The sequence below is a fragment of the Pseudoalteromonas sp. SG43-5 genome, assembly GCF_014164345.1.
Lineage (GTDB): Bacteria > Pseudomonadota > Gammaproteobacteria > Enterobacterales > Alteromonadaceae > Pseudoalteromonas > Pseudoalteromonas distincta.
In genome coordinates, this window is sequence record NZ_JACJFA010000002.1 from 86,022 (window position 1) to 105,241 (window position 19,220).

Consider the following 19,220-nt stretch of genomic DNA (forward strand, 5'->3'; position numbering starts at 1 on the left):
TGCTTGGCTCTTCTCATTTACTCCTCTTTGGCTTCTCCTAGTGCAATAGTTTTTCAAGTAAATAGTTCACTAATGGTGATATAAGACGCAGCGCTTTTAAAGTAGGTGATAAAATACTCGTTTTCTGGCTTAGCTCTTCTCATTTACTCCTCTTTGCCTTCTCCTAGTGCAATAGTTTTTCAAGTAAATAGTTCACTAATGGTGATATAAGACGCAGCGCTTTTAAAGTAAGTGATAAAATAAAAAACACTGTTTTTTGACTTAATTTTTCTTAGTTACTGCAGCTTCGCTTTCCCTTATGCAATTAATGACTCTTATCGCAGAGCTGATTATTCACATTATTTTATTGGTAATTACTGCACACATCACTGCTTTAAATCTAGTCATATTCTCCTGTAAGTCTTTGTCACTTAATGCTAATGTTGATGGAGTGAATTATTTAAAACTTTAATAGCTAAACCAAGAGGTAACTATGTCTAATTGGGTTGAAGCAACAGTAAAAAATGTCACGTGGTGGAGCGAAACACTCTTTAGCTTAACCGTTAATGCAAACGTAGAGCCGTTTAAAGCTGGGCAATTTACAAAGCTTTCAATAATGGATGGCGACAAACGTATTGCTCGGGCTTATTCATATGTGAATGCCCCTGAAAACCCCGATCTCGAGTTTTATCTTATTAACGTAATTGACGGTTTGCTTTCTCCTCGTTTAGCTACATTACAACCTGGCGAGACCGTATTAATAGAACAACACGCAACCGGCTTTTTTACCCTTGATGAAATACCACAAAGTGATCAGCTTTGGATGTTAGGGACTGGTACTGCCATAGGGCCTTTTTTATCGATATTACAACAGCCCGATGTATGGAAAAAATACAAAACTATAAATTTAGTGCATGGCGTACGTTTTAATGACGACTTAAGCTATCAGGCACTTATTAACGAGCTATTAAGAGTGTACCCAGCACAACTCAACTATATTCCGGTTGTAAGTAGAGAGGAGCCATTACAAGGCTTAAGTGGGCGAATTACTAACGCAATTGAGAGCAACCGCTTGTTTGAATATGTAAAGTTAGACCCAAAGCCTAGTAACGCGCAATTTATGATTTGCGGAAATCCACAAATGGTAAAAGACACAACCGCGCTACTTCTCGATAAAAACTTTACGCGTAACCGCCGTAAAAACCCCGGCAATATTACGGTAGAGCAGTACTGGTAGGCTTCAGTGGTGGTATTAACTACCCGATAACGTTAAAATTTGCTATGTTGCACCCTTATACTAATTTTATCAAAAATATGATTATTCTATTGCATTAAATAACTCACTAATTGCGTTAAAGGTTATTCATATAGAACAACTATATGTCACAATTTTCGCGTTGTTATTGCGCTATTTTTTAACGCTATAATAGATCGCCTATTTAATGTAATTGGTATTACACGTATTTAGTGTTCATTTTAGGAAAGTTATGAAACCGTTATCTATTATTTTAGCCTCATTAGTCACTACCGTTGCGCTAATTACTTATGCCGCAGAGCAAAGCGAGCCTGAGCAAAAAGAGCCGCAAGTTGAAGCTCAAACAAGCGTTGAAAAGCCAAAAGTTGAAAATGAGCAATCAGTAACTCAAACCAACACTGACGACAAAGTAAATACGCTTGAATACAAAGCGCCAGAGCTTAAAAAGCCAACAATTGATGCGACTAAACCAGACGATTCAAAAGTATTAGGTAACGAGCAAATTAAACCTGCTGAAAAGCCTAAAAATAAAATAGAAAAAGCAGTGGCTGTAGCCGAAGCTGAAAAAGCAGTAACTCAAGCAAAAGAAGCACTTACAGTTAAGCAGCAAACTAAAGCTAAACAATCGCGCGAATCACTTGCTGTGGTAGAGCAGCTAGTTAAAGCATATAACGCACGTAACATTGAAGAGTTTCTGCGTGTATATGCCGAAGATGTTGAGTTTTATATTTTCCCTAATGAGCTATTATTTAAAGGTAAAGAAAAACTAATAGAACGTTATGGGCTAATGTTTAAAAAGTTAAAGTGTATTCACTCATCACCAATTAAGCGCATAGTGCACGGTGATATAGTGATTGATCACGAACTTTCAGAAACTTGTTCAACTGACGAAAACGTAGTTGATAAACGCTCAGAACTTATTTCGAGTTATCAAATTAAAGATGGGAAAATAGTACGCGTACTGTTTTTTAGATAAAGGCTTTAAATGCAAATAAATGACGACAAAAAAATTCGCTTAATGTATCGCATTGAGCCAGGTTGCCTTGGACCTAAGGGTGCTGAGCATGTTGAAGATTTTTGTCGTTTTGCAAACAAGCATATTAAATCCCCCTTTTATGGCCAATTTGTATTTTTACCACGTTACGATAAAACCATAGACGAGCGACAATACAGCGTTAACAGCCGTAATTTATCACTTGCTCAGGCTCGGGCTTACTTAAAGCACTTTGATATTAATATTGAAGAATTTGAAGAACAACTCGACGAGCTCCTCACCAAAGCGATTGATTTATACTTTAAGCGATAGCGTTTAATTGCTGTTGCTTAGGTATTGCCTCCCCTCAAACGTACATTTTTATTTATTTTAATTATTATTAAATAATATAAGTAATTTCTTTCACAAAGATAAGGTAATCAGTAATAACTGAGAAAAACCAGTCCAGCCAATATGTATCACTACTCTAAAAGCGCAGCGCCTCTTAACCTCTTTGTGAATAATTAGCTCTTTAAAAGCTTTTATTTGCACAATGAGAAGTAAAAGAGGAGTAAATGAGAAAGCCAAAAAAAAAACAGTATTTTTATGTTTTATAACTACTCTAAAAGCGCAGCGCCCCTTAACCTCTTTGTGAATAATTCGCCCTTTAAAAGCTTTTATTTGCACAATGAGAAGTAAAAGGGGGAGTAAATGAGATAGTCAAAAACAAAAACCAGTATTTTTATGTTTTATCACTACTCTAAAAGCGCAGCGCCTCTTAACCTCTTTGTGAATAATTCGCCCTTTAAAGGCTTTTATTTGCACAATGAGAAGTAAAAGGGGAGTAAATGAGAAAAGCCAAAACCAGTATTTTTATGTTTTATCACTACTCTAAAAGCACAGCGCCTCTTAACCTCTTTGTGAATTAATTAACTAAATATTTTAAAAGCCTTAAAAACAAAAAAGCGGTGTTAATTTTAACACCGCTTAATGCGTAATATGTTTAGCTTTAGTAAGCTTGGGTTACAGCATAGGTTTTATAACATCAAACACAGCTTCTATGTGGTCGTCTCTGTCGTTTAGTGCCGCTATGTAACGGTATTTTTCGCCGCCTGCGTTTTCGAATATTTCACGGTTTTCACCTTCTAGCTCTTCAAGTGTTTCTAGGCAGTCGGCGCTAAAAGCAGGACTTATAATAGCTACATCGGTAATACCTTCATCAGGTAAGGCTGCAAGAGTTGCGTCGGTATAAGGCTTTAACCACTCTGCTTTACCAAATCGACTTTGAAAAGTACTAATTACTTTGTCTTTATCAAGGCCTAGTTTTTCGACAACTAAACGCGTGGTTTGTAAACATAGGCAATGGTACGGATCGCCGCGATCTAAAAACAATTTAGGCATACCGTGATACGAAAAAACAATTTTTTGTGGCATACCATTCGCTTCTAAATCCTCACTAATACTATTAGCAAGCGACTCAATGTAACGGGTGTTTTTATGATAGCCATTTATAAAATGAAGCTCTGGCACCCAGCGCCATTTTCGCAGTACGCTCGATACAGCATCAAACGTAGAACCCGTAGTTGGGCTAGAATATTGCGGGTACATTGGTAAAATAATTATACGCGTTAAGCCTTTATCACGAAGCTTTTCAAGGCCTGCCTCTATTGAAGGGTTGCCATAACGCATTGCCATTACTACTTCAGTATTGGTATAACCTTGCTCTTTTAATAAAGTATTTAACTTTACACTTTGCTGGCGAGTAATGTGGGTAAGTGGTGAGCCGTTTTCGGTCCATATACTCTCGTATAATTTAGCCGAACGTTTTGGGCGTACGCGTAAAATAATGCCATGTAAAATTATCATCCATACCAAGCGTGGTATTTCTACAATGCGTGGATCTGATAAAAATTCGCGTAAATATGTACGAAGCGCAGCCGCTGTTGGTGCATCAGGGCTGCCTAAGTTAGTTAGCAGTATTCCCGTTTTTTGGTTAAAACGCCCATCATGGGGGTTGTCAGTAACCGCAGAAAATCGCGACACAGAGTGCTCCTTCAAGCAAATTCAATAATCTATTTTATGCACATTGTAACGAAAAAAACTGCGGTTTAGATCAATCATTTAGCAGTTTTCACCATTATTCTGAACGGAGTTGGTTTTTTCGATTCTAGCTGTTGGAGTTTTTCTATCGATTTACTGCCAAATACATGACCCTTAGGCAGCAACATTATGCCCGTATGGCTGTGTAGAGCATGGCCCAGTACCATTTGCTCTTTGAGTTCATGGGCGTTACAAATTAGCACTGATCCTGCTGAACTTTTTTGTTCATGTAGTTTTGCATGGCTTGCTTCAAGTGCACGTACAATTTTAGGATGATAAAACGATCCACTATAAAGTTTTACACTTTCGAGTGCGTCATCGTGGCGCTGCTTTTCATCACTTGCATTGCTTTGCTCAAACGCGTCCCAATAGTCGCGCGCTAAACCTAGCACCATAGCGCCTATTGGTATGTCGTTTCCGGCAAGGCCTTTGGGCATTCCGTTTCCGTTAAAGCGCTCAAACTGATAATAAATAGCATCCGACAAGTCATGTAAATGTATTGCTGGCATTAACATTAATTGTGCAGTACTTGGGTGAGTATAAAAGGTTTTGCGTTGTTGCTCGTTTAAGCGGTTAACTGGTTTTTTATAAAGATCAGGATCCATAGCAAGCAAGCCTATTTGCGCCAAGTAACCAGCCATAGGGGCAAGATCAATGCTTTTTTGCGACAAGTTTAAATAAAGTGCTATTTGTGTACAGGTGTTAGCAATATTTTGTGCTTTATTGCCATCTAGGTAAGGGTTTGCGTTAACAAAATTATATAGCAGCTCTACGGTCGATTTATGCTCTTGTTTTTCGCGCTCGTTGGCGTCTTCAAGCTTTTTTAAAACCTGTTTGATTTGTAAGGTGCGTTTTTCTACTCGTTGTTCAAGCGAATTATTAAGCTCTAGCAACTCTTGGTTTTGCGCTTTAACTTGTGCCTCTAATTTTTGATTTTGTTTTTTTAGTGCAAATTTTTCTAGGCTATCTCTAATGCTACGAAGTAATAAATCGTTTTGCCAAGGCTTTTGAATATAACCATTTATTTGGCCCTGATTAACAGCCGCTAAGGTGGTTTGTATGTCGGCGTAGCCGGTTAATAAAATGCGTTGGGTGTCGGGTGCCAGCGCACGCGCTTTTTCTAAAAACTCGGCACCGTTCATTACCGGCATACGCATATCGCTAATAATTAAACCAAACTCATGATTTTTAAAAAGCGTTAGTGCACTTTGCGGGTTATCGCAAACAATAACCGACAGGCCATTTACTTCAAGTAGCCGTGTTAACGTGCGTAGTACTATTTCATCATCATCAATGCAAAGTACATCAACCTGATTTATTGGTGTGCTTGGTGTTACTTGAGTCATTGAGTCGCCTTTAAATTACTTCTGGTTAAATAATAGCTTAAAAAAATACTCTATGGTGTGTTTGTGCCTACCTTTTATATTAAATGGTATTTACATAATGGAGTTATTAGCAATAAGTGGATAATTACTTATGCATAATATTAGGCCTTGGCTGCACTAAAGTTGCAAATTTGCATACAGACGACTAAACGTTATGTATAAAGTTATCTATATGGATGAAGGGAATGGATGGATCAGATGGTAATTTTGAACGTGCTTTTTTAAACGAACAAAAGCTGCGCTTAGCTGCAGAGCAATTACTCAAAGATAAAAGTAGCGTTTTAGTTGCCATAAATAATGAACTACAAAAAAAAGTAGCCGACTTAGAACACCAACAAATGCTGTTTGTGCAAACAGAAAAAATGGCAACCTTAGGTACACTGAGCGCAGGCGTTGCCCACGAAATAAATACCCCACTTGCCTATGCAATGAGTAACGTAGAGAGCCTACAAAACGCAAGCCCTTTACTTGTAGCGCTGCTAAAACTTAACGAACAATATTTAAATAACGAAATTAAAGAGAGCCGTTTTAAACACGAAATCGACATACTCAATTTACAGTATCCGTACGCGTGGATTTATAACAATTTGCAGGGACAAATTAACGACAGCGTTGAAGGACTTAAACGTATAAAACAAATAGTGCATGACTTATTAAACTTTGCCCACCCCACCTCTTCTCAAGATAAACAATTAGCCGATGTAACAACGGGTGCTAATAATGCTTTAAGGTTATTGAGTAGCAAACTTAAATTATGCGAAATAAAAACGCGGTTTGAACCCCTACCACTCATTTGGTGCAATTTATCGTCAATTAATCAGATTTTTGTAAATCTTTTAATGAATGCTTGGCAAGCTTGCGAGTTAGATTTAGAAAAAGGCTGCATTATTGAAGTCAATATTTTTGAACTCAACACAAATATTTGTATTGAAATAAAAGATAACGGTTGTGGCATGAATGAAGACACAATAGCGCATATGTTTGACCCTTTTTACACAACAAAAGAAGTCGGAAAAGGCACCGGTATGGGTATGACACTTGTATACGCTATGGTGAGCGATCACGGTGGAAAAGTAGAAGTTAACAGTACATTAGGCACAGGTACGACCATTCGCTGCCTATTACCTTTAAAAGTGTAAAATAACGAACAAAACCACATTGTAAATAAAGTGTTAAACATTCTGTTTTTTAATGTTCAACCCCTTATTAGCACGTATTTTAACCAATTTGATGTGGTTTTTTCTTATCTTGAAGTTTATTTGCATACTTAGACCAAATATTTAGTTTTTTTCATTTCTTTTTGTTTGCATATGTTGCTAGGATGTTTGCAACAGGTTATGAGCATCATAACCACACACATATTATTAAGAATACAAAAAAACAGGGTCGTCACTATGTCAACATACCGTTTAAACACACTTGCTGTAGCCGTTGCTTTCGCGTTTAGCGCACCAAGCATTGTTAACGCTGAAGAAGCACCAGTCCAAGCTGCTAAAAACATAGAGCAAATATCTGTATTAGGATCGCGTGTATCTAACCGTACCTCTACAGAGTCTTCTTCTCCTATTGATTTAATTGACGTGGATGATTTAACTAAAGGTGGTTTTACCGAATTAGGCCAAAGCCTTCAAGCGACAGCGCCTTCATTTAACTTTTCGCGTACACAAGTTTCAGACGGTTCTGATTTATTTAGACCTGCAACACTTCGTGGCTTACAACCAGATCAAACCCTTGTATTAGTAAATGGTAAACGTCGTCATAACCAATCAATTTTTGGCCTTAACGGTACAGTAGGCGCAGGCGCTGCGGGTACTGATATGAATGCCATTCCGCTAACAGCACTTAAAGGCGTTGAAGTATTACGCGACGGCGCTGCAGCGCAGTATGGCTCTGATGCTATTGCAGGTGTTATTAACTTATCTCTTAATAACTCAACCGGTATTACAACGGGTTTTGTACAATACGGCGGCACAAGTGAAGGTGACGGCGACACTATTTCAGCAGGTTTAAACCGTGGTTTTGAATTAGGTAACGAAGGCGGCTTTATTAACCTATCGCTTGAGTACCGTGATGCCGACGGCACTAACCGTGCAGAGCGCGATACGGGGGGTTCGCTTAATGTTGAGCCAGGTACGCTAAGTGAAGATGTACGCTGGGGACAAGGTAACTCAGAAAGTGAATTTACGTCGTTATTTTACAACATGGCATTACCAATGGGCGACGGCGAGCTTTACTCGTTTGGTGGCTACTCTGAGCGCACGGCGCTGGGTAATGGTTTTTACCGTAATTTTAACGAAGCCTCTAAAAACGTAACCCAAGTATATAGTGATGGTTTTTTACCGCGCATATATAACGAAGCACAAGATATTTCAGTAGCGCTTGGTTTTAAAGGCGATATAAACACAGATTGGACTTACGATGTATCGGCTGTTTATGGTGAAAACCAATACGATTTTACATCACGCAATACATTAAATGCTTCTTACGCGGCTGAGTATTTATTTAATAACCCAGATGCAAGCGATGCCGACATTGCAGCAAACTCAGGGCCTACTGGCGGTTACTCAGGTGGTTTTAGATTCGATCAAACAACGGTTAACCTTGATGTAAACGGTATTGTAGATATTGGCCGTAGTGAGCCTTTATATGTAACAGTAGGCGCCGAATACCGTAAAGAAAACTACGAAATAGTGCCTGGCGATGAAGCATCATACGCGTGTGGGTTAGCAAATATGGATACCTCGTACCCATCAGTAAACGATCCGGATCAATTTGCACAGTGTGGTTTTCAAGCTTATAACGGCCTTCGCCCTGAAGCGGCTAACGATAGCGACCGTAACAGCTACGCAGTTTATGTAGACGTAGAAACTATGATCACCGACGCATGGAACGTAAGTGGTGCACTACGCTATGAAGATTTCTCAGATGCTGGCGACGATTTAATTGGTAAATTAGCAACACGCTATGAATTTTCAGATGACTTTGCAGTACGTGGTGCACTGTCTACTGGTTTTAGAGCGCCATCACTTCAACAAAGTGGTTATACAGCCTTTACAACTAACTTAGGCTCAGACGGTACATTAACGCAGTCGTTCACGGCAAACACAGGGACCGCTTTCCCAAGTGCGTTAGGCGTAGATAGCTTAGAGCTTGAAACATCAACAAACTACAGTGCTGGTTTTGTTTACGATGTAACAAGCGAGCTTTCGTTAACGGTTGATTTTTACCGTGTAGAAATTGAAGACCGTATTACACTTGGCAGCTTACTTTCGGCTGACGATGTATCGTTTAGCTCAGAAGCGGTTGCAGCGCTACAAGCAACTGGTGCAGTGCAAGCTAACTACTTCTCAAACTCGGTTGATTCTACTACGCAAGGTGTTGATATTATTGCATCGTACCGCACTGAAGTTGAAGGCGGTAATTTAGGAGTAACCTTTGCAGGTAACCTAAACGATACTAAAATTGACAGCGTAAACGCAGAAGACGGTATTCCTGAAGCGGTTGCTTTTGATGATTTACAACGTAGCTTTTTTACCGACGGACAACCGAGCGAACGTGCAACGCTTACGTTTGACTACGAACGCGATGCCTACACATCAACCATTCGCTTTAACTACTTTGGCGAAACAGACGTAAAATACTTTGGTAACGACCATATTTCATTACCTGGTGAGCTTTCGCCTACGGGTTCATTTAAACCAACAAGTACAGTTGAATCTGCTGTGTTAGTTGATTTAAATGTTAGCTACCAAATTAACGACATGTTTGCGCTTTCGGTGGGTGCCGATAATGTATTTGACGAAACGCCAGATGAATTAGGCGACGACGAAGTACTTAATTTTATCACCAACGGCGCATTTAAATATCCAGTACGTGCATTGCCATACGGCTTTGACGGCAGAACGTACTACGCAAAAGTAAGCTTTAGTTTTTAATTTATCAAGCAAACTAAAGTAATATTAAGCGCAGTTATTAACTGCGCTTTTTTATGCTTTTTTATTATAAAAAAACTACCAAATGGATGTTAAAAATACTTGCGCGGTTGAAAATTAAGCCTACAATCGCCATCTCTTAAATAGGCCAATATAAAAGCCTCTTTATTATTTAACTTAAAATAACCATTAGTTGATAGGAAATATATGACTAAAAAATCTAAAACAAAAACCGCAAACACCAGCGCGGTAGACACAGGGCGAGGCTTTATAAACCACAATGCACTAGCGGCAATGGTCACCTCTAAATTATTTAAACCACAAGTGATTAAAGCTAAAAAAGGCAAAGGCTCGTTTAAACGTAGCAACAAACATTCAGGACAAGAGTCCTATTTAATCGCGGCTTAATTAGCACCGATCAAATAGGGCTTTTGAATATAGTAAGCGAGGTTTTATACCTCGCTTTTACTTTTAGTTCTTTATTATTTTAACTCCCAAGCTACCCTCTAAAAGCGCAGCGCCTCTAAACCTCTTTGTGAATAACAGCCCTTAAAATATGAATGCACAAAGAGAAGAAAAAGAGGAGTAAATGAGCAGACAAAGTCCATTTTTTTAAGTTAGATGATATTTCACCACCGAGGCGCTGTGCGCTACACAAAGAAAACACGAGTAATGGTTAGTCACTACTCCTTGTTTTCTCCTTCACTTCTCGGTGGTGATTTAATTACTTGTTTACTAATGCATCCGACTAAATGTAAAAGCGGTGCTTTTAAACGCCAGCAAGCTGCGCGTCCACAGGTGTTTAACTCAAGTTAAAGTATGGTCTGTAGAAGAAACGTGCTCACGTTAGAAGTGTAGTTTTTAACCTTTAAAACTATTATTTTTAACTGTTTGTGATGGGTTTTCACCAAATAGTTGCGTGTAATCTTTAGCAAATTGTCCCGCGTGCCAAAATCCCCAATTGGCTGCTATTACTGAAATGGGCTTATCTTGGTTTGGTTTTTTTAGCTCTCGCCTTACATTATTTAAGCGTGTTAAACGTAAAAACCGCAAAGGGTTAATTCCTAAAATACTCTCAAAGCTATACTGAAGTGTGCGCCTACTTACAAAGGAAAGCTCGCACAGCTCGGTTATTGTTATTGGGTTTTGTGGATTTGTGGCCACGTAATCTTTTACTTTATCTACTACGGCTTTTCGGTGTTTATAACTTGGCGCAATATTTTGCTGCGGATTGTCTGCTTGTAATAAGTGTAGTGCCAACATGTTTAGCATATCTTGTTGTGATTCGGTTCTAAGTCCAAAGCCCTTGCCTACAACCATGCTATTAATTATTTGTCTTGTCGTTTGCAAAGATGAGTTGCTCACCGATAAACGAGCTGATTGTGCAGATGCCAGGTTTTTCAATGTTACGCCTTGGAGCTGCGCCATATATTCAATTGAGTTCCAATCGATTACCAAACCATAAATATTAAATTGCTCAGGGGTTATCAACTCAAAGTCGTTATCACTGGTACGGCACATAAATTGATTACTTGCCACACTTAAACCATTAATTTTACTTTGCTGTGACTGACAAGGAATGCCGAGCCAAACCGAATTAGGGGCTATGTTACATTGCTGACGAAGCGCTCGCTCAGTGTATTCTTTAAACACATGAATATTGGCGTAATCCGTTTCTTCAATACAACCATAAAAGCTGCCATCGCTCATTTGATCGTATTTTTGCTGCCATTGAGTAAGGCTATGCGCTTGCTCGTCTATATCGTGTGTTTGCACCTTGCTCTTTAGTGGTGCGCTGAAGCTACTTTGCTGCGCCATATCGGGGATGCTCTTTTTCGTTACACTTTCATTATGCTTAAGTTAACACCGCTTTGTGTATGTAACCAATTGAATTGGATTAATAAATAATCTTTTGCCAAAATTCGATAGTTACTTGGTACAAAATAAGCTGTCTTGTAACTATTCAATATTGATTTATAGCTAAAGATGCAGCAAAACCTATACCAAGGTTGATCATATTAGTTATGTGGAGTAAATCATGGGGCAAGCGTACAGTTACACTTTAGGTACACATACTTATAAATTCAAGAACTTAGCCCAGTTAATGGCTAAAGCTACACCGCAGCGTTCGGGTGATCGCTTAGCGGGCGTAATTGCACAATCAGCACAAGAACGTGCTGTGGCACAAATGACATTGGCGGATATACCTCTTAAAACATTTTTAAATGAGGTACTTATTCCCTACGAAGATGACGAAATTACACGCTTAATTATTGACGAGCACGATGCAAATGCCTTTATGGCTATTGCACATTTAACCGTAGGCGATTTTCGTAATTGGCTTTTAAGTGACTTTGCAACACCTGCTGTACTTGCAAGTATAAGGCAAGGTATTACGCCGGAAATGGCTGCTGCTGTTAGCAAAATAATGCGCAATCAAGATCTCATATTAATTGCTAAAAAGTGCCATGTTACGAGCGCTTTTAGAAATACTATTGGCCTCCCCGGGCATTTATCTACACGTTTACAACCAAATCACCCAACTGACGATATTAATGGTATTGCTGCATGCATGCTTGATGGTTTGCTATACGGTAATGGCGATGCAGTAATAGGTATAAACCCAGCAACCGATAACGTTGCCCAAGCCATTAAGTTAATGACGTTAATGGATGATGTTATTCAAAAATATGAAATACCAACCCAAAGCTGTGTACTCACCCATGTTACTAACACGATTGAATGTATAGAAGCTGGCGCACCGGTTGATTTAGTATTTCAGTCGATTGGTGGCACAGAGGCTACTAATTCAAGTTTTGGTTTTAATTTAAATACCTTAGCTGAAGCGCAAGATGCGGCTTTGAGTTTAAAGCGCGGCACTGTTGGCAATAATGTGATGTATTTTGAAACTGGGCAAGGCAGTTCGCTTTCTGCAAATGCGCATCATGAGCTTGATCAGCAAACGTGTGAAGCTCGCGCTTATGCCGTTGCTCGTAAGTTTAACCCGTTACTGGTAAATACCGTGGTAGGGTTTATTGGCCCTGAATATTTGTTTGATGGTAAAGAAATTACCCGAGCAGGACTTGAGGATCACTTTTGCGCTAAGTTACTAGGCATACCGATGGGATGCGATGTGTGTTACACCAATCATGCAGAGGCTGATCAAAACGATATGGATAACTTGCTTACGCTATTAGGTGTTGCTGGTTGCTCGTTTGTAATGGGAATACCTGGCTCTGACGATATAATGCTTAATTACCAAACTACGTCGTTTCATGATGCATTATATGTTCGCCGTGTACTTGGCTCTAGACCTGCCCCCGAGTTTGAAGCATGGCTAAGCAAAATGAAAATAATGCAAAGCACTTCCGATATTACACTTTCAGATACCTTGCCTCCCGCTTTTGCTAAACCTCTGGGTGCAATTACTGGAGGTGGCTCATGAAATCACGTTTAAAACAGAGCACTCCTTTAGATGACTCAGTAAACAAGCATAAAAATAACGGTAATGTAGTGCACAATCCTTGGAGTGATTTACGCCGTTTTACCGACGCCCGTATTGGGCTTGGGCGTGCGGGTATAAGTTTGCCAACCTCAGAAATGCTGGCTTTTCAGCTATCTCATGCACAAGCGCGCGATGCAGTGAGTTTTCCGCTTGATATTAACGAAATGACTGAGCAACTAGGCAGTATTAGCGTATTAAAAGATGTTGCCCCTCCCCTGCATTTACACAGCCAAGCTGTTGACAGGGTTACTTACCTTCAGCGACCTGATTTAGGCCGCAAGCTTGATGAAAATGGTAGGCAAATACTTCTCAGCTATATGAATAAACAAAAACACACTACACAGGCTAAATACGATTTAGCGATTGTAGTGGTTGATGGACTCTCCTCGTTAGCGGTACAAAAAAATGCATGCCCATTTATAACAGAGCTATTAGCGCACCTTACAACAGACAAGCAATTTAAAATTGCCCCCATTACTTTGGTTGAACAAGGTCGAGTAGCAATTGGCGACGATATAGGTGAGTTGCTAAATGCGCAGGTGGTTATGGTGTTAATAGGAGAGCGCCCAGGACTTAGTTCGCCAGATAGCCTTGGCTTGTATTTAACATGGGAGCCTAAAACAGGACTTAACGATGCATGTCGTAATTGCATATCGAATATTCGCCCAGCAGGCCTACCTTATACAGAAGCGGCTAGGCGTGCGCTGTACTTATTACGTGAAGCTAAAAAACTAAAACTAACTGGGGTTAATTTAAAAGACCGTACACAAGACGATGTAATTGAGCATCAGGTTTCAACCACTAACTTTTTAATTGCTGAGTAATTTTAATTAAAAACACATGAAATAAAACAATAAAAACTAAACATCAACGGAGAAGGGTTATGTCTACTAATAATACAGAGTACCTTGCTAAAAGACAGTTAAAACGAGGTACTGCGGGGTGGTTATTACTCGCAGGTTTGGGTGTGTCGTATGTAATATCGGGTGACTTTGCAGGTTGGAACTTTGGTATTGCCGAAGCGGGTTGGGGTGGCTTTGCCATTGCTGCAGTGTTAATGGCAGTTATGTATTTAGCGCTGGTATTGTCGCTTGCTGAAATGTCAGCTGCAATACCTGCAGCAGGCGGTGGTTATAGTTTTGCGCGCCAAGCTATGGGGCCTGCGGGAGGCTATTTAACCGGGCTTGCGGTATTAATTGAATACGCCTTAGCACCCGCTGCTATTGTTATTTTTATAGGCTCTGCAGTTGAAGCCCTTACCGGATTTAATGGACCATGGGTATATGCATTATTTTACTTACTATTTGTGGGAATTCATTTAGCAGGCGTAGGAGAAGCACTTAAAGTAATGATGGTAATAAGTGGTTTAGCAGTATTAGCTATTATTGCAACGGCTTTTGTTTTAATTACAAATTTTGATGCATCACGCTTATTTGACGTCCCCGTAACCGATGCAGTGGGAGCCAGTGAGTTTTTACCTTTAGGTTGGTACGGGGTTTGGGCTGCATTACCGTTTGCCATGTGGTTATTTTTAGCGGTTGAAGGTGTACCGCTTGCTGCAGAAGAGGCAAAAGATCCCGCTAAAGATGTGCCAAAAGGCATTATTGGTGCAATGATCTTTTTGTTATTTACTGCTTTTTTAGTTGTTGTTTTAGTGCCTGGCGCTGGCGGTGCTGCTGCAATGGGCGCAAGTGCTGTACCTTTGGTTGATGCATTAAATGCATCGGGTAGTGAGGCCTTAGCAACTGTAGTAAATATATTAGGGCTTGCGGGTTTAGTTGCTTCGTTTTTCTCTATTATTTATGGTTATAGTCGCTTAGTGTTTGCTTTATCTAGAGCCGGATATTTATCGCGTTCGTTGTCGATTACAACTAATCGCAAAGTGCCAGCACGTGCGTTGATTGTACCTGCCATATTTGGTTTTTTAGTATCACTTAGTGGTGAGGGTGATTTAATACTTGCAATGGCTGTAGTAGGTGCAACTGTATCGTATGCATTAATGGCGCTGAGCCATATTTTGCTACGCGTTAAACAACCTGATTTACCTCGCCCGTATAAAACCCCTGGTGGTGTAGTAACTTCAAGTATTGCTTTAGTACTTTCGCTTATAGCATTAACCGGTGTGTATGCGTTCGACCCTCGTGCATTTTTATACACTATGATGCTGTTTATTGTGGGCGCCGTATATTACTTTGGCTACAGCTCAAAACACTTAGTTGCTAAAAGCGCTGATGAAGAGTTTGCAATGTTGGCAGATGCAGAATCTGATTTAGAAATGGCTAAGTAAATATTAATAGTTATTATAAGTGAGGCTAGCCCTCACTTATATTTTTATACAAGCAATTCGGTGTAAAAAATAGTGCCTGCATGTAAACATCAAGCCCCCTAATCTACTTTATTAATACCATTTAAAGCTAAAACTTTATGCTGCCGCGTAGCGCTTTGTTTTGCCCATGCTTGGTTTTTTTGTCCATGCGCTTTCGCTGTGAATTACGGCTGGGCTTGGTGGCTCGACGCGCTTTATTAACTACCGTAGCACTAAGGATTAAATCCTTTAAACGCTTAAGGGCATCTTCTCGATTTAGCTCCTGGGTACGGTGGCTTTGCGCTTTAATTATTAAGACGCCGTCTTTGGTAATTCTTGTATCATTTAAGGCAAGTAAGCGTTCTTTGTAGAAGTCAGGTAATTTAGAGCGGTTAATGTCAAAACGTAAATGAATTGCACTTGCTACTTTATTAACATTTTGACCACCGGCACCTTGAGAACGAATAGCTGTGAGCTCTAGTTCCCATTCATCGATAGTGACAGTATTTGAAATTGTTAACATTGTGTTCAGCTCTATTTGTCAAAAATACATTATATCATCAGTACATTAGCTTGTGGTGAATCAACTAAATTCTTAGAACTTAAATAAATTCTCATAAATTGTACTATAAATCAGCCAATATTTTATTTTGTGTTGGCAAGTGTTGCTTATTAGTTTCTAATTGGCACTACTTTAATACTAGGAAATGCTCAATGAAAAAAATACTTGTATCACTTAGCTTATTAGCGATGAGTTTCTCAAGCCTTGCAGAGGATATTAACGAAGGTCAACTTCAAAGCTATATGAAAGCACTTCCAGCTGTGACTAGCTGGGCAAGCAGCCAAGAGTCGTTAAAAAACTTAGATTTAGCAAGTATGCTAGGTGGTTCTGCAGATCAAAGTGTTGGCGAACAAAGCTCTTTAGCTAACAGTGCATTAAGCATGATTAAAGAACAAGACCTATACAAAAGCTTTGCGAGTGTTACAAACCGTTACGGTTTTACGCCAGAGCAGCTAGTAACTGTAGGTTCTGAAGTATCAATGGCTTATATCGAAAATCTTAAGTCGGGCCTTTCTGCTGATAATCAAGAAACTGCTAATAAAGTAATGGGCGGTTTTCAAAGTATGAAAAGTGCTAAAGATAAAGGCTCTAGCTCATTAATGGGTTCGTTTGGTAAATCGTCAAGCGCAGCTGAGGAGTCTACAGAATCTTTAGTAAGCGAAAACAACCTTGAACTTGTGAGCGAATATATGCCACAACTACAAAAGCTTTTTGCACTTTTATAAGTTTTATTGCTTTAAAAAAAGCGGGCTTATCTAGCCGTGAAATTAAAACGCATAAAAAACGGGGGAGTATTCAATACTCCCCCGTTTTTATTTAGCGTACAGATTATTTAAGATCGAACCTGTCTGCGTTCATTACTTTTACCCATGCATTTACAAAGTCATGTACAAAACGTTCTTTATTATCGTCTTGTGCATAAAACTCACTTAGGGCACGTAAAATAGAGTTTGAACCAAACACTAAATCTACGCGTGTGGCAGTCCATTTAATGGTGCCTGTTTTGCGCTCAACAATATTATATATACCTGGCTCTAGTGGCTTCCAGTTGTTAGCCATGTCGGTTAGGTTTACAAAAAAGTCGGTAGATAGCGTGCCTACATTATCAGTAAATACACCATGTTTAGTGCCTGCGTAGTTTGTGCCTAGTACACGCATGCCGCCCATAAGTGCAGTCATTTCTGGTGCTGTTAAGCCCATTAATTGGCTGCGCTCTAACAATAGCTCTTCTGAGGATACGCTAAAGTCATTTTTAAGGTAGTTTCTAAATCCATCATGAACAGGCTCAAGCGGATCGAACGATTCTGCATCAGTCATTTCGTCTGTTGCGTCTCCTCGTCCTGGTGCAAATGGTACTGTTACATTAACACCGGCTTGTTTTGCAGCTTGCTCTACAGCCGCTGTGCCACCTAATACGATTAAATCAGCCATGCTTACTGGCTTAGATAAACCCGCTTGTACTTTTTCAAGGGCACTAAGTACACTTGCTAAACGCGCAGGTTCGTTACCTTGCCAATCTTTTTGTGGTGCTAAACGAATACGTGCGCCATTTGCGCCACCGCGTTTATCAGAACCACGATACGTACGTGCACTATCCCACGCTGTATTTATTAAATCACTTGCGCTTACACCGCAATCAAGTAGCTGTGCTTTTAAGCTTGTGATTTCATCGTCTGATAATGTGTAATCAACTGCTGGAATAGGATCTTGCCAAATTAGGTCTTCGCTTGGTACATCTTTACCTAAGTAACATGCTTTAGGACCTAAATCGCGGTGAGTTAGCTTAAACCATGCGCGTGCAAATACATCAGAGAAGTATTCAAAGTCGTTATAAAAACGCTCAATAATTTTACGGTACGCAGGGTCCACTTTCATGGCCATATCGGCATCGGTCATCATTGGGTTTAAACGAATTGATGGATCTTCTACGTCTACTGGTTTGTCTTCTTCTTTAATATTTACAGGTTCCCACTGATGAGCGCCAGCTGGGCTTTTTGTTAATTCCCATTCGTAATTTAAAAGTAAGTGGCAGTATCCGTTATCCCATGTAGTTGGGTGTGTGGTCCATGCGCCTTCAAGGCCTGAAGTTACAGTATGACGACCAAAGCCGCCTTCTTTGGTGCTGTTCCAACCTAAACCTTGCTCGTGTACGTCTGCTGCTTCTGGCTCTGGACCTAAGTGCTCTGCTTTACCATTACCGTGAGTTTTACCTACTGTATGGCCGCCCACTGTTAGCGCTGCGGTTTCTTCATCGTCCATCGCCATGCGAGCAAATGTTTCACGTACGTGATCTGCCGTTTTTTGTGGATCTGGTATACCATTAACACCTTCAGGGTTAACGTAAATTAGGCCCATTTGTACTGCGGCTAATGGGTTTTCCATGGTGTCTGGTTTTTCTACATTGTCGTAGCGTTCATCACTTGGTGCTAACCATTCTTTTTCTGCACCCCAGTAAATATCTTTTTCTGGATGCCAAATGTCTTCACGGCCGCCCGCAAAACCATAAATTTTAAGACCCATTGATTCGTATGCCATATTACCAGCAAGAATAAATAAATCGGCCCATGAGAGTTTGTTACCGTATTTTTTCTTAAGTGGCCATAAAAGTCTGCGTGCTTTATCTAAGCTTGCGTTATCTGGCCATGAATTTAAAGGCGAGAAACGTTGATTACCGGTACTTGCGCCACCACGACCATCAGATAAACGGTACGTACCCGCTGAGTGCCATGCCATACGAATCATTAGACCACCGTAATGGCCCCAATCGGCAGGCCACCAATCTTGGCTGTCGGTCATAAAGGTTTTTAAGTCGGCTTTTACTTCGTCTAAATCTAGAGATTTAAATTCTTCTGCGTAGTTAAAATTAGTGCCGTATGGATTTGATTTAGTATCGTGTTGATGAAGAATGTCTAAGTTGAGTGTGTTTGGCCACCAATCGGTGTTTACTTTAGAAACAACTGAATTACTACCGTGCATAACAGGGCATTTACCCGCTGTTGGCTTGCTCATTGTGAAATCCTTAAAATAGAAAAGTAAAATACTTAAACAATCAGTATTGTTGCTTATGTGTTTATAACTTTTTAAAAAGTAACGGTTATTTTTATTTAATAGGCTTACTTTTTACTCAGCGTGCCTACCTAAGTGCTTACGTATCCTTAATATAGGCGTATAAATTATGCTACGCCAGCCTCAACATACTATTTAAAACGATTGCTCCAATTTAT

At 39.8% G+C, this 19,220-nt stretch carries 15 protein-coding genes; 10 read left to right on the plus strand and 5 right to left on the minus strand.

Features of this window, described 5'->3' with window-relative positions:
- Positions 1-472 precede the first annotated feature (472 nt).
- The 3 genes from H5161_RS02715 (at position 473) to H5161_RS02725 (ending at position 2,540) form a co-directional block, all read left to right on the plus strand.
- Entirely contained in the window at positions 473-1,216 is a 744-nt protein-coding gene (locus H5161_RS02715; protein WP_182733101.1) for a ferredoxin--NADP reductase, read from the plus strand.
- A 250-nt stretch (positions 1,217-1,466) separates the two neighbouring features.
- Complete coding sequence (locus H5161_RS02720) at positions 1,467-2,210, plus strand: nuclear transport factor 2 family protein (RefSeq protein WP_002962106.1); 744 nt, start codon at positions 1,467-1,469, stop codon at positions 2,208-2,210.
- A gap of 9 nt (positions 2,211-2,219) precedes the next feature.
- On the plus strand, positions 2,220-2,540 hold the full coding sequence (locus H5161_RS02725) for a hypothetical protein (RefSeq protein ID WP_076924937.1): 321 nt from the start codon (positions 2,220-2,222) through the stop codon (positions 2,538-2,540).
- 690 nt (positions 2,541-3,230) lie between these two features.
- Here H5161_RS02725 and hemH read toward each other — a convergent pair.
- Positions 3,231-4,250 (minus strand): ferrochelatase, encoded by a 1,020-nt coding sequence (gene hemH, locus H5161_RS02730; protein WP_182768630.1) that lies wholly within the window; start codon positions 4,248-4,250, stop codon positions 3,231-3,233.
- A gap of 74 nt (positions 4,251-4,324) precedes the next feature.
- On the minus strand, positions 4,325-5,653 hold the full coding sequence (locus H5161_RS02735; RefSeq protein WP_182725023.1) for an HD domain-containing phosphohydrolase: 1,329 nt from the start codon (positions 5,651-5,653) through the stop codon (positions 4,325-4,327).
- A gap of 224 nt (positions 5,654-5,877) precedes the next feature.
- Between H5161_RS02735 and H5161_RS02740 the strand changes: the two genes are divergently transcribed.
- The 3 genes from H5161_RS02740 to arfA all read left to right on the plus strand — a co-directional run bounded on the left by H5161_RS02740 (position 5,878) and on the right by arfA (position 10,032).
- The gene (locus H5161_RS02740; protein WP_182768631.1) at positions 5,878-6,831 is read left to right on the plus strand and encodes a sensor histidine kinase; all 954 of its coding nucleotides are present in this window, start codon (positions 5,878-5,880) and stop codon (positions 6,829-6,831) included.
- A 255-nt stretch (positions 6,832-7,086) separates the two neighbouring features.
- Positions 7,087-9,627 carry a TonB-dependent siderophore receptor gene (locus H5161_RS02745; protein WP_182768632.1) on the plus strand — a complete coding sequence of 847 codons (2,541 nt, stop codon included), beginning with the start codon at positions 7,087-7,089 and terminating at the stop codon, positions 9,625-9,627.
- 204 nt (positions 9,628-9,831) lie between these two features.
- Entirely contained in the window at positions 9,832-10,032 is a 201-nt protein-coding gene (arfA, locus tag H5161_RS02750; RefSeq protein ID WP_182768633.1) for an alternative ribosome rescue factor ArfA, read from the plus strand.
- Between the two features lie 453 nt (positions 10,033-10,485).
- Here the strand turns inward: arfA and H5161_RS02755 are convergent, their stop codons facing one another.
- Positions 10,486-11,442, minus strand: a complete 957-nt coding sequence (locus H5161_RS02755; protein WP_182768634.1) for a helix-turn-helix domain-containing protein — start codon at positions 11,440-11,442, stop codon at positions 10,486-10,488.
- A 220-nt stretch (positions 11,443-11,662) separates the two neighbouring features.
- Between H5161_RS02755 and H5161_RS02760 the strand changes: the two genes are divergently transcribed.
- Genes H5161_RS02760 through eat form a run of 3 tightly spaced genes read left to right on the plus strand, consistent with a single transcriptional unit; the run spans position 11,663 to position 15,416 of the window.
- Positions 11,663-13,069 carry an ethanolamine ammonia-lyase subunit EutB gene (locus H5161_RS02760; RefSeq protein WP_182768635.1) on the plus strand — a complete coding sequence of 469 codons (1,407 nt, stop codon included), beginning with the start codon at positions 11,663-11,665 and terminating at the stop codon, positions 13,067-13,069.
- Positions 13,066-13,953, plus strand: coding sequence for an ethanolamine ammonia-lyase subunit EutC (gene eutC, locus H5161_RS02765; protein ID WP_024594887.1), 888 nt, complete (start codon positions 13,066-13,068; stop codon positions 13,951-13,953). The genes H5161_RS02760 and eutC overlap by 4 nt, the downstream gene beginning before the upstream one ends.
- Before the next feature lie 59 nt (positions 13,954-14,012).
- The gene (eat, locus tag H5161_RS02770; RefSeq protein ID WP_182768636.1) at positions 14,013-15,416 is read left to right on the plus strand and encodes an ethanolamine permease; all 1,404 of its coding nucleotides are present in this window, start codon (positions 14,013-14,015) and stop codon (positions 15,414-15,416) included.
- Between the two features lie 127 nt (positions 15,417-15,543).
- Here the strand turns inward: eat and arfB are convergent, their stop codons facing one another.
- Positions 15,544-15,957, minus strand: coding sequence for an alternative ribosome rescue aminoacyl-tRNA hydrolase ArfB (arfB, locus tag H5161_RS02775; protein WP_002959105.1), 414 nt, complete (start codon positions 15,955-15,957; stop codon positions 15,544-15,546).
- Positions 15,958-16,148: 191 nt separating this feature from the next.
- On the opposite strand from arfB, the gene H5161_RS02780 reads away from it, so the two are divergent.
- Positions 16,149-16,721: a short-chain dehydrogenase gene (locus H5161_RS02780; protein ID WP_182768637.1), complete on the plus strand. Its 573-nt coding sequence runs from the start codon at positions 16,149-16,151 to the stop codon at positions 16,719-16,721.
- A gap of 103 nt (positions 16,722-16,824) precedes the next feature.
- On the opposite strand, the gene katG is transcribed toward H5161_RS02780, so the two are convergent.
- Complete coding sequence (gene katG, locus H5161_RS02785; RefSeq protein ID WP_002959107.1) at positions 16,825-19,005, minus strand: catalase/peroxidase HPI; 2,181 nt, start codon at positions 19,003-19,005, stop codon at positions 16,825-16,827.
- Positions 19,006-19,220 lie beyond the last annotated feature (215 nt).

What these genes read in the sequence shown, in the direction of transcription:
- H5161_RS02715 (WP_182733101.1), top strand. Translation starts at nt 473, where the DNA reads ATGTCTAATTGGGTTGAAGCAACAGTAAAAAATGTCACGTGGTGGAGC.
- H5161_RS02720 (WP_002962106.1), top strand. Translation starts at nt 1,467, where the DNA reads ATGAAACCGTTATCTATTATTTTAGCCTCATTAGTCACTACCGTTGCG.
- H5161_RS02725 (WP_076924937.1), top strand. Translation starts at nt 2,220, where the DNA reads ATGCAAATAAATGACGACAAAAAAATTCGCTTAATGTATCGCATTGAG.
- H5161_RS02735 (WP_182725023.1), bottom strand. Translation starts at nt 5,653, where the DNA reads ATGACTCAAGTAACACCAAGCACACCAATAAATCAGGTTGATGTACTT.
- H5161_RS02740 (WP_182768631.1), top strand. Translation starts at nt 5,878, where the DNA reads ATGGATGGATCAGATGGTAATTTTGAACGTGCTTTTTTAAACGAACAA.
- H5161_RS02745 (WP_182768632.1), top strand. Translation starts at nt 7,087, where the DNA reads ATGTCAACATACCGTTTAAACACACTTGCTGTAGCCGTTGCTTTCGCG.
- arfA (WP_182768633.1), top strand. Translation starts at nt 9,832, where the DNA reads ATGACTAAAAAATCTAAAACAAAAACCGCAAACACCAGCGCGGTAGAC.
- H5161_RS02755 (WP_182768634.1), bottom strand. Translation starts at nt 11,442, where the DNA reads ATGGCGCAGCAAAGTAGCTTCAGCGCACCACTAAAGAGCAAGGTGCAA.
- H5161_RS02760 (WP_182768635.1), top strand. Translation starts at nt 11,663, where the DNA reads ATGGGGCAAGCGTACAGTTACACTTTAGGTACACATACTTATAAATTC.
- eutC (WP_024594887.1), top strand. Translation starts at nt 13,066, where the DNA reads ATGAAATCACGTTTAAAACAGAGCACTCCTTTAGATGACTCAGTAAAC.
- eat (WP_182768636.1), top strand. Translation starts at nt 14,013, where the DNA reads ATGTCTACTAATAATACAGAGTACCTTGCTAAAAGACAGTTAAAACGA.
- arfB (WP_002959105.1), bottom strand. Translation starts at nt 15,957, where the DNA reads ATGTTAACAATTTCAAATACTGTCACTATCGATGAATGGGAACTAGAG.
- H5161_RS02780 (WP_182768637.1), top strand. Translation starts at nt 16,149, where the DNA reads ATGAAAAAAATACTTGTATCACTTAGCTTATTAGCGATGAGTTTCTCA.
- katG (WP_002959107.1), bottom strand. Translation starts at nt 19,005, where the DNA reads ATGAGCAAGCCAACAGCGGGTAAATGCCCTGTTATGCACGGTAGTAAT.